General features: G+C 65.4%; 14 protein-coding genes. 7 read left to right on the forward strand and 7 right to left on the reverse strand.

The window, feature by feature from the left end:
* The first annotated feature begins 27 nt into the window (after positions 1-27).
* From SZ64_RS15570 to SZ64_RS15580, 3 genes are all read left to right on the forward strand, one after another.
* The gene (locus SZ64_RS15570; protein WP_054531667.1) at positions 28-699 is read left to right on the forward strand and encodes a glutathione S-transferase family protein; all 672 of its coding nucleotides are present in this window, start codon (positions 28-30) and stop codon (positions 697-699) included.
* Between the two features lie 274 nt (positions 700-973).
* Positions 974-1,372, forward strand: coding sequence for a peptide-methionine (R)-S-oxide reductase MsrB (msrB, locus tag SZ64_RS15575; protein ID WP_054531668.1), 399 nt, complete (start codon positions 974-976; stop codon positions 1,370-1,372).
* A 237-nt stretch (positions 1,373-1,609) separates the two neighbouring features.
* On the forward strand, positions 1,610-3,664 hold the full coding sequence (locus SZ64_RS15580; protein ID WP_156313725.1) for a PBP1A family penicillin-binding protein: 2,055 nt from the start codon (positions 1,610-1,612) through the stop codon (positions 3,662-3,664).
* A 174-nt stretch (positions 3,665-3,838) separates the two neighbouring features.
* Here SZ64_RS15580 and SZ64_RS15585 read toward each other — a convergent pair whose 3' ends face one another.
* From SZ64_RS15585 to hflK, 3 genes are all read right to left on the reverse strand, one after another.
* Positions 3,839-5,365, reverse strand: coding sequence for a Do family serine endopeptidase (locus SZ64_RS15585; RefSeq protein WP_193391556.1), 1,527 nt, complete (start codon positions 5,363-5,365; stop codon positions 3,839-3,841).
* Between the two features lie 137 nt (positions 5,366-5,502).
* Complete coding sequence (locus SZ64_RS15590; protein WP_054531670.1) at positions 5,503-6,348, reverse strand: protease modulator HflC; 846 nt, start codon at positions 6,346-6,348, stop codon at positions 5,503-5,505.
* Between the two features lie 3 nt (positions 6,349-6,351).
* Positions 6,352-7,527, reverse strand: coding sequence for an FtsH protease activity modulator HflK (gene hflK / locus SZ64_RS15595; RefSeq protein WP_241773060.1), 1,176 nt, complete (start codon positions 7,525-7,527; stop codon positions 6,352-6,354).
* Between the two features lie 93 nt (positions 7,528-7,620).
* Here hflK and SZ64_RS15600 point away from each other — a divergent pair, with 93 nt between their 5' ends.
* The 3 genes from SZ64_RS15600 to hemH are packed head-to-tail and all read left to right on the forward strand — an operon-like array spanning position 7,621 to position 11,929.
* A complete protein-coding gene (locus tag SZ64_RS15600) occupies positions 7,621-8,589 on the forward strand; it encodes an Mrp/NBP35 family ATP-binding protein (RefSeq protein WP_054531671.1) in 969 nt (322 codons plus the stop codon).
* A 22-nt stretch (positions 8,590-8,611) separates the two neighbouring features.
* Entirely contained in the window at positions 8,612-10,879 is a 2,268-nt protein-coding gene (locus SZ64_RS15605) for a molybdopterin cofactor-binding domain-containing protein (RefSeq protein WP_054531672.1), read from the forward strand.
* A gap of 27 nt (positions 10,880-10,906) precedes the next feature.
* Complete coding sequence (gene hemH, locus SZ64_RS15610) at positions 10,907-11,929, forward strand: ferrochelatase (RefSeq protein ID WP_054531673.1); 1,023 nt, start codon at positions 10,907-10,909, stop codon at positions 11,927-11,929.
* Between the two features lie 102 nt (positions 11,930-12,031).
* On the opposite strand, the gene SZ64_RS15615 is transcribed toward hemH, so the two are convergent.
* The 3 genes from SZ64_RS15615 to SZ64_RS18345 form a co-directional block, all read right to left on the reverse strand.
* The gene (locus SZ64_RS15615; protein ID WP_054531674.1) at positions 12,032-12,547 is read right to left on the reverse strand and encodes a GNAT family protein; all 516 of its coding nucleotides are present in this window, start codon (positions 12,545-12,547) and stop codon (positions 12,032-12,034) included.
* Between the two features lie 64 nt (positions 12,548-12,611).
* On the reverse strand, positions 12,612-13,178 hold the full coding sequence (locus SZ64_RS15620; RefSeq protein WP_054531675.1) for an OmpA family protein: 567 nt from the start codon (positions 13,176-13,178) through the stop codon (positions 12,612-12,614).
* Positions 13,179-13,339: 161 nt separating this feature from the next.
* Entirely contained in the window at positions 13,340-13,507 is a 168-nt protein-coding gene (locus tag SZ64_RS18345) for a DUF1674 domain-containing protein (protein WP_082384626.1), read from the reverse strand.
* A 54-nt stretch (positions 13,508-13,561) separates the two neighbouring features.
* Here SZ64_RS18345 and SZ64_RS15625 point away from each other — a divergent pair, with 54 nt between their 5' ends.
* Positions 13,562-14,794: a methyltransferase domain-containing protein gene (locus SZ64_RS15625; RefSeq protein WP_054531676.1), complete on the forward strand. Its 1,233-nt coding sequence runs from the start codon at positions 13,562-13,564 to the stop codon at positions 14,792-14,794.
* A gap of 2 nt (positions 14,795-14,796) precedes the next feature.
* Here SZ64_RS15625 and msrA read toward each other — a convergent pair whose 3' ends face one another.
* A complete protein-coding gene (msrA, locus tag SZ64_RS15630) occupies positions 14,797-15,336 on the reverse strand; it encodes a peptide-methionine (S)-S-oxide reductase MsrA (protein WP_054531677.1) in 540 nt (179 codons plus the stop codon).
* Positions 15,337-15,362 lie beyond the last annotated feature (26 nt).

Here is a 15,362-nt window from a genome sequence, read left to right on the forward strand (position 1 = left end):
GTTAGCAGTTGCGGCAAGGATGGGCGCATGTGGCAACTCTATCAATTCCCCCTTTGCCCCTTCTCCCGCAAGGTCCGGTTGCTGCTGAGCGAAAAGGGCGTCGCCTATGAGCTGGAGCGCGAAAATCCGTGGGAAGGGCGTGACGAGTTCTATGCGCTGAACCCCGCCGGGCGCACCCCGGTGCTGCGCAATGCGGAACGCAACATCACCCTGGTGGATAGCCGGGCGATCTGCGAATATTTCGAAGAGACGGTGGACAAGACGCCGATGATCGTGGGTACGGCCCAGAACCGCGCGGAAATCCGCCGGTTGGTGGCCCTGTTCGACGAGAATTTCTATAACGACGTCACTCTGCCGTTCCTCAACGAGCGGATGAAGAAGCGCCTGTTCATGCGCGCGCCGCCGGATTCGCAATTGCTGCGTTCCGCGATGAAGCTGGCGAACGACCATCTCGATTACATGGACTGGCTGATCGACAATCGCCCCTGGCTGGCGGGTTCGCAGATGAGCCTGGCCGATCTGGCCGCCGCCGCGCAGATTTCCGTCGCGGATTATCTGGGCGGGATCGACTGGTCCGGCCATGAACAGACGCGCGGCTGGTATTCCGTGTTCAAGAGCCGCCCGAGCTTCCGCCCGCTGCTTTCCGAGCGGATGGACGTGATCAAGCCGCCCAGCCACTACGCGGATGTGAATGCGTGAGTGACTTCCCTTAAAGGGAGAGTTGCCGAGCGCGTTCTGAATTGAACTGACTGCTCAGCTTCACTACAATTCCGGATGCAGATGGCATTTGTCACCGGGTTCATCGCTCGGGTTGTTGCGGACGTCCAGGCAAGGGTCATCTGCTTCCAATCAGGCGCTCGACAAATGTGCTCTTGAGGTAAGTTCAGCGCCTGTCGCCGGGGTTTTGCACAGTTTCCCCTCCCCTTGCAGGGGGGGACCTGCATCCCCCATATTCGGGCGAAAGGAGATTCCCATGCCCGAGAAGATGAACCTCACCGAAGAGGAATGGCGCGAGCGCCTTAGCCCGGAAGCCTACACAATCCTGCGGCGGGCGGGGACGGAGCGGGCTTTCACCGGCAAGTATGAGAAGAACAAGGCTGCCGGCATCTATCACTGCGCGGGCTGCGGCTTGCCGCTGTTCGCCAGCGAAACCAAATATGACAGCGGATCGGGCTGGCCCAGCTTCATGGCCCCGGTCGAAGGTGAAGCGGTGGAGGAACTGCGCGATGTGTCGCATGGCATGGTTCGCACCGAAGTGCGCTGCGCCCGCTGCGAAGGGCATCTGGGCCATGTCTTCCCCGATGGTCCGGGACCGGACGGCCTGCGCTATTGCATCAATTCCGCCAGTCTGGACTTCGAGCCGAAGGACTGACGGTGCCGCCGGGAAGGTGGGTGGCTAAATTCGCCGTTAACGCCCCGTTACTATTCCCCTATGCATCGAAAAACTCGGAAGCGGGCTGCGCGGCGTGCGCAGGCGTCAGGGCAAGGATAGAATAGCCGCATGGCACGCAATCGCAGCGTGGGTTCGAAAGCGAAGCCGCGCGACAGGGTGAGGGACAGCGGTTCTGGCGGTGGCGGTCGGAAGTCCTCCGGCCGGTTCCGCCTGTGGATGAAGCGCCTGTTCCTGTGGGGTGGCTTTCTTGCGCTGCTGGGCGCGATCGCTCTGGGCACGGCCGTCTATTTCGCCGCCAGCAACCTGCCGAGCTTTTCCGAACTGAAGGACATCAAGGCCGGGCAGACCATTGTGCTGCGCGCGCGCGATGGTTCCGAGATCGTCGCCATGGGCCCCAGCTATGGCGAATGGCTGAGGTCGGACGAAATCCCGCAGGTGATGAAGGACGCAATGGTCTCCGTCGAAGACCGGCGGTATTATTCGCATTTCGGGATCGACCCGCTGGGCCTTGCCCGCGCCATGTGGGTTTCCTGGCGAGATGACGAGCGTGCCCGCGCCACGTCCACCATCACGCAGCAGCTGGCCCGCAACATCTTCCTCAATTCCAACCGCACCTTCGACCGCAAGGCACGCGAGGCCGTGCTGGCCATGGCGCTGGAATGGAAATTCTCGAAGGAACAGATCCTCGAGCTGTATCTGAACAAGGTCTATTTCGGGGGCGGGGCCTATGGCATCGATTCCGCCAGCCGCAATTTCTTCAGCCATTCCGCCCGCGATCTGTCGCTGGGCGAGGCGGCGATCATTGCCGGGCTGGTGAAGGCGCCCAGCCGCTATTCCCCCACCGCCGATGTGCAGGCCGCCGTGACCCGCGCCAATGTGGTGATCGCCCAGATGAAGAAATACGGCGCGATCTCCCCGGACGAGGCGGATGTGGACGTTTCCGCGGTGAAGCTGGCGCCGCAGCAGGCGCAGAATTCGGTGCGTTACTTCACTGACTGGGTGCTGCCGCAGCTCGACCTGCTGCTGCCTGAAACGGACGAGCCGCTGGAAGTGTGGACCACGCTGGACGTGGGCATGCAGAAGGCGGCGACCGATGCGATCCGGGCCAATACGCCCAAGGGCGCACAGGGCGCGCTGGTCAGCCTGGACCGCGACGGGGCCGTGCTCGCCCTGATCGGCGGCACGGATTACGTGGCCACCAATTACAACCGCGCCACCAATGCGGTGCGCCAGCCCGGCTCTGCCTGGAAGCTGTTCGTCTATCTCTCGGCGCTGGAAGCCGGATATACGCCCGACGACAAGGTGGTGGACGAGCCGGTGACGATCGACGGGTGGAGCCCGCGCAATTCGGGCGGCAGCTATGCCGGCGAGATCGACGTGCGCAGTGCCTTTGCCTATTCGAAGAACACCGTGGCCGCGCAGCTGGGCAATGAAGTGGGCTTCGGCACCGTGGCTGCCATGGCCCGCCGCTTCGGCATTTCCACCCCGATCAACACCAACCCGTCCATGGTGCTGGGCACGTCAGACGTGCGCCTGATCGACATGACGAGGGCCTTCGGCGAAGTCTCCGCGCGGGGCCGCTCCATCGAACCCTATGGCATTGCCAAGGTGACCACGGTTGACGGCGATGTGCTGTACAGCCGCGAGGCGCCGCGCAGCCAGCAACTGGTGCCTGATTATGTTGCCGCCGGGATCACCGACCTGCTGCAATCGGCGGTCAGCGTCGGCACAGGCCGCGCCGCGCAGATCGGGCGGCCTGTCGCGGGCAAGACCGGCACGACCAGTTCCAACAAGGATGGCTGGTTCCTGGGCTTTTCCAGTGGGATCACCACCGGCGTATGGATGGGCCGCGACGATGCCAAGGCCGTGGGCGGCCTTTCAGGCGGCACAGCGCCCGCACGGGCCTTTGCCTCTTACATGAAGGTTGCGGTGAAGGATCGCCCGGTCGAGAAGTTCGAAACCGATCTCAAGCTGCCGGACTGGCAGTTGGAACCCGATGACGAGTTCCTGTTCGGTGATCCCGGCGATTATTACTACGTGGATGAAGACGGCAATCTGATCGAGCCTTCCGGCCCGCAGGAATCGCGCACCCAGCCCTTCCCGCCCGAGGATGGCAGCCCGCAGGTGCCGCGCGGCGCGGGGCTGGTTCCGGCCAGCCCGGCACCGCCTGCCGCCAGCCAGGACTTCCTCGAGCGTGCGACCGGCAGCCGGGCGCAGCCATCCGGCTCGCCGCGACCGGCAGGGCAGGGCGGAGCGCAGACTTCGCCCTGAGGGCAAGCGCGGCTAATTCCTCCGTTGCAGGCGGCAGCCCACGGGGAGGAATGGCAGCTGAAACGAGTTAGGCATGACGGGATTCGCCAAGGCGATCTCGTCCCCGAAAAGAAAGAGCGCGCCGCCCGGCTTCGGGAGGCGCGCTCTTTTCTGTAGCGCTGCGGATTTACCGGATCAGCGCAGGCGGATCGCGATGTAATCCTGCGGGCGACGCAGCGGCTTCACCTGAAGCAGCACGGCATCGCGGCCCGAATCCTTGGCTGCCTGCACGGCCGCTTCGAATTCCTGGATCGTTGCGACCGGCTTGGTATTCACGCCCAGCACCACGTCGCCGCGCTGCAGCTTGCGGCCGGCATCGGCGCTGGAATCCACCGCATCGACCAGCACGCCCTTGGTGTCGCGCGGCAGGCCAAGCTGGCCCGCGATCTGCGGGGTCAGTTCGGCGGCACGGATACCCAGCGCCTTTTCGAGTACGCCTTCCACCTGTTCCGGCGCGGGCTTGTTCGCCTGCGGCTGGGCTTCGGGATCGAAGACCCGTCCGGCGAGTTCTTCCTCGCTCGGGCGCTTGCCCACCGTTGCGGTCAGGGTCATCTTCTGGCCGTTGCGCAGCACTTCCAGCGGAACCTTGGTGCCGGGTGCGATATTGGCCACGAGGTAGGACAGGGTCTGGTCAGGCGTTACATCCTGCCCGTTGACCTTCAGCACGATGTCGCCGGACTGCAGCCCGGCCTTGTCTGCCGGTTCGCCAGTCTCGACCGAGCGGACGAATTCGCCATGCTTGGCGGGCACGCCCAGCGATGCGGCAATATCCTCGTCCACCGGGCTGATGCGCACGCCCAGATAGCCGCGTTCGATCGGCTGGCCCTTGATCAGCTTTTCCACGATCGGCTCGGCGGTTTCGGCCGGAATGGCGAAGCCGATGCCCACGCTGCCGCCCGAAGGCGAGAAGATCGCATTGTTGATGCCGATCACCCGGCCCTGCATGTCGAACAGCGGGCCGCCCGAATTGCCCCGGTTGATCGAGGTATCGGTCTGAATGTAGCGGTCATAGGCGGAGCCGGAACCGGTGTTGCGATAGACGGCGGAGATGATCCCGGCCGTAACCGTGCCGCCAAGGCCGAAGGGCTGGCCGATGGCGATCACCCAGTCACCCACGCGCGACTGGCGGGAATCGCCGAATTCCACGAAGGGGAAAGGCTTGCTGCGCTCGATCTTCAGCACGGCAAGGTCCGACGCGGCATCGGTGCCCACCAGAGTGGCGGGATATTCGGTGCCGTCGGTCAGGGTGACGGTGATTTCTTCCACCTTGCCCTGCCCATCGGCAGTGATGACGTGATTATTGGTCACCAGATAGCCATCGGCGGAAATCAGGAAGCCGGAACCGAGCGACTGTGCCTCACGCGTCTGGGGCACGCCGCCGCCGCGCGGGGTAAGGCCGCCGAACAGGTCGCCGAAAGGCGTCCCGGCAAAGGGGCTGGTGTTTACGGTGATGCGCTGGCGGGTGGAGATATTCACCACGGCCGGCTGCAATTGTTCGGTCAGATCGGCAAAGCTGGCCGGGGCACCCGCCCGCGGCACCACGTGCTGCATCTGGCTCTCATTATTCTGGGCGACCTGGGCGCCGGCGGGATGGCCGGTGATCAGCGAGACGGCCGCGCCGCCGATCAGCAGCGCGGATGAAAATCCATAAGCGTAACGCACGGGCTTCACGTCCTCTATTCCTCTCGTCTTCGCGCATTGCTGCGCTGGCTCGGGCAGCCGCACTTTCTGCGCGTACGGCCTGAACCCAAATTGAATGACATCCGTAGTCGACCCGGAACGCCCGTCAGCCCGCGGCTTTAGCGGTTGCCGCGGAACTGGCGGAGATACTCGTTATCCGGTGACAGGATGATCGAACTTTCCGACTCGGTGGAGCCGAAGGTCGTGTCGTAGCTCTGCATGGCGCGGTAGAAGTCGTAGAACTGCGGATCCTTGCCGAAGCTGTCGGCATAGATTTTCGCAGCCTGTGCATCGGCTTCGGCGCGGATGATCTGCGCGTCCCTCAGGCCGGTGGCCTTGGTGGTCGCCGCTTCCTGTTCGCGCGCGGACTGCATCCGGGCAAAGGCCGATTGCAGCGGAGAGCCCTGCGGCAGGTCAGCCCGCTTGATCCGCACGTCCAGCACCTGCGCGCCATATTCGCGGGCTTCGGCGTCCAGCTTGTCGCGGATATTGTGCATTGTGTTGCCGCGCTCTGCCGTGAGCAGCGAGGCGAAGCTGCGGCGGCCCAGTTCCTGGCGCACGACCGAACTGAAGATTGGCGAAAGCTGCGCTTCGACATTCTCGGTGGAGCCCACGGTGCGCACCATCCTCTTGGGGTCGATAATACGGTAGCGAGCAAAGGCATCCACTTCGAGGCGGAGCTGGTCGGTGGAAAGCACCTGCTGCGGCTGCATATCCAGATCGCGTACGCGCTTGTCGATGCGCTGCACGGTTTCCACGAAGGGAATGCGGAAATGCACGCCTGCATCGGTCTGCCCATAGGGCACCTTGGGGCGGAACTGGTTGTAGACGCGCACCGGATTACCGGTCTGCACGATCACGACCTGTTCGGATTCAGGCACGACGATCACGCTCGACAGCAAGGCGCCCAGCGCGACGAGCATAGCGATGATGGCTACCTTGTAGCTCTGCCAGATCTGGTTCATCGCTTATTGCCCTCCCGCAGGCTTGGCCACCGGAGCGGCGCGCTTCTTGATTTCGGGCAGCGGCAGGTAAGGCGTCACGCCATTGGCTTCCACGATGGTCTTGTCGGTGCGGCTCAGCACACGCTCCATGGTTTCATAATACATGCGGCGCCGGGTCACTTCCGGGGCCAGCCTGTATTGTTCATAGACCTTGTCGAACGCGGCGGCATCGCCCTGCGCGCGGGCAAGCACCTGCTGCGCGGCGGCTTCCGCCTGGTTCTTGTAGGTTTCCGCTTCCTGCTGTGCGGCGGACACGGCCTTGAAGGCTTCTTCAACCTCGCTTGGCGGATCGGTCTTGCGGATTTCCACGCCGTGAATCTGCACGCCCGAGCGATAGGCATCGAGCACTTCCTGCATGCGTCGGCGCACGTTGGTTTCGATGTTGGAGCGGCCTTCGCCGGAGAACACGCTGTCCAGCGGCTCTTCCGCCACGGAGGCGCGCATGGCCGCTTCGGCCACTTCGCGAACGGTGTTTTCCGGTTCGGCCAGCTGGAAGCGGTACTGCTTCAGATCCTTGATGCTCCAGCGTACGAGATAGGACAGGTTCACCAGATTCTGGTCACCCGTCAGCATCAGTTTTTCCGCGTCGCCTTCAGGAATCTGGAAGATGCGGATTTCGGAAACCTGTTCCACATGCACGTCCTGAATCGGCCAGGGCAGCGTCAGCGAGATGCCCGAACCGATGGTGCTGGAATATTTGCCGAAGGTAGTGACGACGCCCTGTTCCTTGGGGCCGAGCTGGTGGACCATCGAGAATGCCAGCCACAGGCCGACCACGCCGGTAACCGCCAGCGGCATCCAGCTGCGCCCGCCGGGGGCGGGGGGCAGGCGGAAATTCGGGCCGCCCGGACCGCCAGGGCGACGGCGCGGGCCTTCGGGGCCGCGCGTCTTGAAGATGTCTTCGATGCTGGCGGAACGGCGCGGTTCTTCGCCATTGCCACCGCCGGGAAGCCAGGGATTGCGCGGCCCGCGCGAACGGTCGCCCGGCTGGTCTGGCTGCTTGCCGCCATCGCCTGCGGGGGTGTCCCCGCCTTCGCCGTCATTGCCGTTGCCGCCATCCGCGCCGCCGCTGCCACCCCAGGGGTTCTTGCCTGCCATGGCGAGCGCGATGCGATCGAAAAGTCCGCCCATTCGTTCCATGGGGCCACTTATAGGCACGAAATGCGTGAAAAACAGGGTGCGCGTTGCAGATTTTCCCTGCAACCCCGGCAGAGCTTCGCTAACGGGGCAGGGATGAGTAGCGAAGACATTCTGAAAAGCCGCCTTCCCGCCATGGCGCTGGAGCGGTTGCAAACGCTGCGCCTGTCCGACGGCGTGGCCACATTGATCCTCGATGCCAGCGGGCTGGATGCCCTTGCACGCGATCGTCTGGAGATCGCCGTGCGCGATACTTTGCGCGATGCCGAAGGCGTGAGCGAAGTTCGCGTGGCCCTGATGGCCGACAAGGCGCCGCCCGCCGCGCGGCGCATCGTGGCCATCGGATCGGGCAAGGGCGGGGTGGGCAAATCCACCCTCACCGCCAATCTCGCCGTCGCGCTGAAGAAGGCGGGGCGCAAGGTGGGCGTGGTGGATGCCGACATCTACGGCCCGTCCCAGCCGACCCTGCTGGCGAGCGAGGGCGAAAGGCCCCGTGCGGAAGGCAACAAGCTGATCCCGGTGCCCAGCGCCGCGGGAATTCCGGTTCTGTCGATGGGCCATCTGGTGGAACCGGGCAAGGCGATCGCCTGGCGCGGGCCGATGGCGGGCAATGCGCTGGGCCAGCTGATCGATGCCGAATGGGGCGATGTGGACGTGCTGCTGATCGACCTGCCGCCGGGCACGGGCGATGTGCAGCTGACCATGCTGCAGCGCTTCAAGCCTGCGGGCGCAGTGATCGTTTCCACGCCGCAGGATCTGGCCCTGATCGACGCGACCCGCGCGATGCAACTGTTCGAAGCCGGGCAGGTGCCGATCATCGGGATCGTGGAGAACATGGCAGGCTATATCTGCCCCCATTGCGGTGAAGTGTCCGATCCCTTCGGCCATGGCGGTGCGGAAATCGCCGCGCGGGAAAAGGGCGTGGACTTCCTTGGCCGCGTGCCGCTGGCGATGGAAATCCGCATGGCCAGCGATGCGGGCACGCCGCCTGCCGCGGGCGACGGAGCGGAGGCGCAGGCCTTTGCCGCCATAGCGGCCCGCATTTCGGACTGGCTCGGGGCCTGACGCAACCGGGGGGAGGCACGCCATGCAGATTTCGCGCAGAGGGGTGCTGGCAGGGGCGGCGGCAGGCGGCGGCTTGCTGGTCGCCTGGATGCTGCGCCCCCGCCGTTTCGCCGCGCCGCTGAGCGCGGGCCGTGACGAGGCGGTTTTCGATGCATGGCTGAAGATCGCGGGCGACGGGGTAATCACCGTGGCCGTGCCGCAGCTGGAAATGGGGCAGGGCGTTACCACCATCCTGCCGCAGGTCGTGGCGATGGAACTGGGCGCGGACTGGCGGCAGATCGCGGTAGAGCCGACCCCGGTCAGCGGCGCCTATGCCAATCTGCCGCTCGCCGCGAAATGGGCGCCGCTGTGGAAGCCGGCGCTGCCCTTCATGGCGGACGATGCGGATGACTGGCTGGTGCGCCGTTTTGCGGAAGATCGCCGCTTCATGGCCACGGCGGATGGCATGTCTCTGGCTGCTTATGAGGCACCCTGCCGCCATGCAGCTGCCGCTGCCCGCGCGATGCTGGCGATGGAGGCCGCGAGCCGCTGGGGCGCGTCATGGGAAGAATGCGAGGCCGAAGGCGGCTTCATCATCCATGGCAAGAAACGGCTGAGCTTTGCCGAACTGGCCCTGGATGCCGCACGGCAGACGCCGCCCGATCCGCCGCCGCTGCGATCTTTGCCGCCGCTGGAAAAGCCCAATGAACTGGGGGCGGAAGCACCGATCTTCTATCCCCGGCTGGACCTGCCCGCCAAGGTGGACGGATCGCTGCTGTTCGCGGGCGACGTGCGCCTGCCCGACATGGTCTATGCCGCGATCAGCCATGGGCCGATTGACCGTTCCACCCTGAAGCATTTCGATGTGGAGGCGGCCGCCGGTTCTCCTGGGCTGGTGGGCATCGTGCGTGGCAAGCGCTGGATCGCCGCCGTGGGCAACACATGGTTCGCGGCCGACAAGGCGCTGCGCAGGCTGGACCCCACCTTCATGGTTTCCGGCGCGGTCGATAGCGGGCGGATCGAGGAGGCGCTCGACACCGGCGTAATGAAGCGCAAGGGCAAGCGCATCGTCACGCGCGGCAATGGCGACAGCGATATGGGCAAAGCCACTTATCGCGCGCGCTATGACGTTTCCCCCGCGCTCCACGCCGGGATCGAGACGGCCAGCGCGACTGCGCGGCTTTCCAACGGGCGGCTGGAATTGTGGATCGCCACGCAGGCGCCAGAACATGCGCGCGAAGCGGCGGCCAAGGCGCTGGGCCTCTCCGTTGCGGACGTGGTGCTTTATCCCATGCCGGCAGGCGGCAGCTTCGACCGGCGGCTGGAAGTGGACCATGCCGTCGAAGTGGCGCTGATCGCACGAGAAACGGGTCGCCCGGTCCAGCTCGTCTGGTCGCGCGGGCAGGAGGCGCTGGCAGGGCGCCCCCGCACACCGGTGGCAGCGCTGCTTTCGGCCAAGACCAGCGAGAACGGCCATATCGCCATCTGGCGCGCCAAGCTGGCCCTGCCGCCCTCGGCGCAGGAATTCGGCGAGCGGATGTTCAACAATCTGGCCAGCTGGTCCGCCATCGAAGCGAGCGAGGGGCGCGCCGATCCCATGGCCGTGGAAGGGGCGGAACCGCCCTATGGCTTCGACCATGTGGCAGTGGAACATGTGCCCACCAATATCGGCCTGCCCACCGGGCGGATGCGCGGCAATGCCCATGGCTATACCTGCTTCTTTACCGAGAGCTTCATGGATGAACTGGCCGCGCTGCACGACCGCGAGCCTTTGTCATACCGCATGGAAATGCTTGGCAACGATCCGCGCCTTGCCGAATGCCTGCAGCGCGCAGCGCGGCTGGCGGAATGGGGCGGCGGCGGGGATCAGAGCGGGCAGGGCCTTGCCTGCCACCGCATGGGGCCGATGGAAGCGGGCGGGCGCATCGCGCTGATCGCCACGGCCAGCCAGGGCGAAGGCGGGGTGAAGGTGGAGAAATTGTCTGCCGCCGTGGACATCGGGCGCATCGTGAATATCGACATTGCCCGCCAGCAGATCGAAGGCGGGCTGATCTTCGGCATGGGCCTCGCGCTGGGGGCGGCCACGGATTATGAGCGGGGCCAGCCCACGAATATCCGGCTGGCGGCCATGGCCCTGCCTGCGCTGGCCGATTGCCCGCAGATCGACGTGGAATTCGTGGATAGCGATGCCGAACCCTTCGATCCGGGCGAGTTGGGCGTGGCCGTGGCGGCGCCTGCCATCGCCAATGCGCTCTATTCGGCAACCGGGCTGCGCCTGCGGCGCCTGCCCTTGTTGTCAGGTGGCTTGTAGGGCAAGGCGGCTTATGGGGCCTTCGCTATGACTTACGCCGAACAGAAACTTCCGGCCGATCACCCGCCCGTCCTCACGGGCGGACTGGGTGTGCTGCTCGTCAATCTCGGCACGCCCGATGCGCCTACTCCGGCGGCGGTGAAACGCTATCTGGCGGAATTCCTGTCCGATCCGCGCGTGGTGGAGATTCCCGCGCTGATCTGGCAGCCGATCCTGCGCGGCATCATCCTCAATACCCGCCCGAAGAAATCCGCCCATGCCTATCAGCAGGTGTGGACCGAAAAAGGCTCTCCGCTGGCTGCCATCACCGAGCAGCAGGCCGAGGCACTGCAGGCGCGGCTGGGCACTGCCGCCACGGTCCGCTGGGCCATGCGTTATGGCAATCCCGCCATCCCGCAGGAACTGAAGGCGCTGATGGATGCGGGGTGCGACCGCATTCTGATCGCCCCGCTCTACCCGCAATATTCGGCCGCCACCAATGCCACGGTGGTGGACAAGGCGGGCGAGGCCCTGCGCGCCATGCGCTGGCAACCGGCCCTGCGCACGCTGCCGCCCTATTATGACGATCCGGCCCATATCGCCGCGCTGGCGAAGGATCTGGGCGCGCAGCTCGATGCGCTGGACTTCGAACCGGAAGTGCTGCTGCTGAGCTTCCACGGCATGCCGGAGCGCACGCTGCATCTGGGCGATCCCTATCATTGCCAGTGCCAGAAAACCGCACGCCTGCTGGGCGAGGCGCTGGGGCGGCCCGGCCTGCGGATCGACACGACCTTCCAGTCCCGCTTCGGCCGGGCCAAATGGCTGGAACCGGCAACCGATGTCGTGCTGGAAGCAGAGGCGAAGGCTGGCACGAGGCGCATCGCGGTCGCCGCGCCAGGCTTCTCCGCCGATTGCCTCGAAACACTGGAAGAACTGGCGATCCGCGGGCGGGAACAGTTCCTTGGCGCTGGCGGCGAACATTATGCCACGCTGGCCTGCCTCAATGCGGGCGAAACGGGGATGGATATGCTGGAAGCACTGGTCCGCCGCGAACTGGCGGGGTGGGTTTAGGGAGCCGTTCCGACTTCGTCATTGCGAGCGTAGCGACGCAATCCAGAGCACAATGCGTTTCGCCTTGGATTGCTTCGGTCCTTTGGACCTCGCAATGACGCATCAAGTAGCCGCAGCCCAGTCCCGCGCCTCCAGCGCCATGTCCACACTGTCCAGCCATTCACCGCCAATATACCAGCTCTTCTCGCGATAGCCCGCCTCGGCAAAGCCCAGCCGGCGGAGCAGCTTGAGGCTCCCCTCGTTACGGGGATCGACATCGGCGACGATGCGCGCGAGCAGGTGCCTGGTGAAGCCGCGTTCGATCACCGGGCGCAGTGCCTCCTGCGCGAAGCCTTGGCCCCAGCAAGCGGGGTGGAGGACATATCCGATGGCGGGGAAGCGGTGGAAGCCCGCCTTGCCGATGGCGCGGCCATCATGTTCGATGATGAAATCCTCGCCCTCTTCCGGGCGGGTGGCGATCATCGCGGCGAGCCACTTGCGCGTGGTCTCGACAGAGGAATGCGGCAGGCTGGACCAATAGGCCATCGCGCGCGGATCGCTCAGGATTGCATGCATCCCATCCACATCGCTTTCGGCGGCGGGGCGCAGGATCAGGCGTTCGGTGCGGATCACGGTCATGGCCGGACCTATCGCTCGCCGCGCATCGGGGCGCAAGCGGGCCACAGGCCCGGCCGGGATGGCCTTACTTGAGGACCACGATCACCACGCGGCGATTGGCCGCGCGGCCGGCGGCCGTGTTGTTGGGGGCGACGGGGGCTTCCTCGCCATAGGAAATAGTGGCCATGCGGCTGAGCGGCACGCCCGACTTGTAGAGCGCCAGGCGGACGGCTTCGGCGCGTTCCATGCCCAGCTTCTGGTTATAGGCGTCCGAACCGGTGGAATCGGTGTGGCCCTGAATTTCGAGATAGGCGTTCGCGTTTTCGGCCTTCAGCTGGTTTGCCAGATCGGCAAGGCGCTGCTGCCCGGTGGGCGAAACCACCGCGCGGTTGCTGTCGAACTTCACGGCATCGTCTGAAAGGACGACATCATAGGCGAACTTGCCTTCGGCCAGCTTGCCTGCGGCAATGGCTCGTTCCAGCGCTTCACGGCTGGTCTTGTCGATCTGGTCCATCCGCTGATCGGCCTGATCCATCCGGGCGTTCTGGCGCGTTTCCAGTTCACCGACCCGATCCTTGACGTAACCCTTGGTGGCGCAGCCAGACAGGGCAATCGCTGCCGCTGCCAGAAGCGCGGTGTGGGTAAGACGCATTGAATTCTCCAATTGTGCAACCTGTTCTTCTTGGGCTGCGCGCGCGTGTGCCCCCACAGGCAGGCGCGGCCAAGCGAGGCCCTCGTGCCGTCCAACTGCGGGACGAAGTAGCGCTAAGGGTTAATGCGGTGCGTATTTGCGGTGGATTGGTTGGATCGTGGTCAGAAATCGACCGCGATGCCGTCTTTCACCCAATCGCCATAGCGCGTGGGGCTGAGTCCCTGCGGGTCTTCGGTCGGCTTCGCATCCTGCGGCGCGGGCACGGGGGCATTGTCCCAATGGGTGGGTTTCTTGAAGGGCTGGGGCCGCTGGGTGGCGCGCTTCGTCATTGCATAAACATGGGCGCGCTGGCGCCGCGATGCAATGGCGGATAGGGGGGAGCCATGGCTGACATACCCGGACTTCCCGCGCGCCGCGCCGCGCTCAAACTCACCGATGCCGTGCTGCGCCGGGGCGAAACGCTCGACGTGGCGGCCCATGCCGCGCTGCAGGGGCTGCAAAGCGGTGCGGACAAGGCATTGGCCCGCGCACTCGCTTCGGAAGTGCTGCGCTGGCTGGTCGATCTGGATGCGCTGATCGATTCGGCCACGCGGCAGGTGCTGCCCGAAGATGCGAAGCCGCGCGCCGTGCTGCGGTTGATGCTGGCGGGATGGCTGCGGCTGGATACGCCGCCCCATGCCATTATCGCCACGGCCCTGCCGCTGCTGGCAGGCGGCCCGCGCCGTCTGGCCCATGGCGTGTTCGGCGCGCTGGTGCGCAAGGGCGTGAAACTGCCCGATGCGCCCACTCTGCCGGAAAGCGTCGCGGCGCGCTGGGGCGAACGGTCGGCAGCGATTGCGGCGGCCCTTGCCGAACCGCCCCCGCTTGATCTGTCGCTGCGCGATGCGGCGGAAACGGCGAAATGGGCAGAGATATTGGGTGGCACCTCGTTGCTGCCCGGCCATCTGCGCCTGCCGCGCGGAACGGCAGTAGAGGAACTGGCCGGTTTTGCCGAAGGTGCATGGTGGGTGCAGGATCTGGCCGCCAGCCTTCCCGCCCGCGTGCTGGGCGAAGGGAAAGGCCGCCGCGTGCTGGACCTGTGCGCCGCGCCGGGCGGCAAGACGCTGCAGCTCGCCGCCGCCGGATGGGATGTGACCGCGCTCGACCTCGGGCCCAAGCGCATGGCGCGGCTGAAGGAAAACCTCGCCCGCACCGGCCTTTCCGCCACGCTGGTGGTGGCCGATGCCCTGAAGTGGGAGCCGGAGGGGCCGTTCGATGCCGTGCTGCTGGATGCGCCCTGCACCGCAACCGGCACCAGCCGCCGCCATCCCGATGTGATCCACCGCATCGGCCCACGCCAGATCGAGGAAATGGCCGAGCTGCAGGCACACCTGCTCGAACGGGCGGCGCGCTGGGTCGTGCCGGGGGGCGAACTGGTCTACGCGGTCTGCTCGCTTGAACGCGAGGAGGGGGAGGGTCAGGCCAGCCGTGTGGCGCTTTCAGCCGACCCTGTGCCTGCTTCAGTCCTCCCTGAGGGTGTTTCTGTCACGCCCGAGGGCTGGGTGCGAACCGATCCGGGAATGCTGGCGCAGCAGGGCGGAATGGACGGCTTTTTCATCGCCCGCTTCCGCGCCTGAAATCAGCCTTCCTTCACCCGCTGAGCAAAGCCCTTGCGCAATTTGGCCAGCTTGGGCGGGATCACGGCCAGGCAATAGGGGTTACGCTGGCCTTCGCCCTGCCAGTATTCCTGATGGTAATTCTCGGCCGGGTACCATTCCGCCGGGCCTTCGATAGTGGTCACAACCTTGCCGCCGTGCTCTGCATTGGCGCGGTCGATCGCTGCCTTGGCCTCGGCTCGCTGGGCATCGCTCAGCGGGAAGATCGCGGAACGGTATTGCGTGCCGATGTCATTGCCCTGCCGGTTCAGCTGCGTCGGATCATGCGTGGCCATGAACACGTCCAGCAGATCGGCATAGGAAATCACCGAAGGATCGAACACGATGCGGATCGCTTCGGCATGGCCGGTATTGCCGGTGCAGACTTCCTTGTAGCTGGGATGGGGCACGCTGCCGCCGATATAGCCGCTTTCCACGTGTTCTACCCCGGCGCACATGCGGAACACCGCTTCGGTGCACCAGAAGCATCCGCCGGCGACGATGGCCGTTTCCTGTCCGCTCATTGTGGGATCTCCTTTGCAGGGAAGAT

The sequence above is a fragment of the Erythrobacter sp. SG61-1L genome (assembly GCF_001305965.1).
Taxonomy (GTDB): domain Bacteria; phylum Pseudomonadota; class Alphaproteobacteria; order Sphingomonadales; family Sphingomonadaceae; genus Andeanibacterium.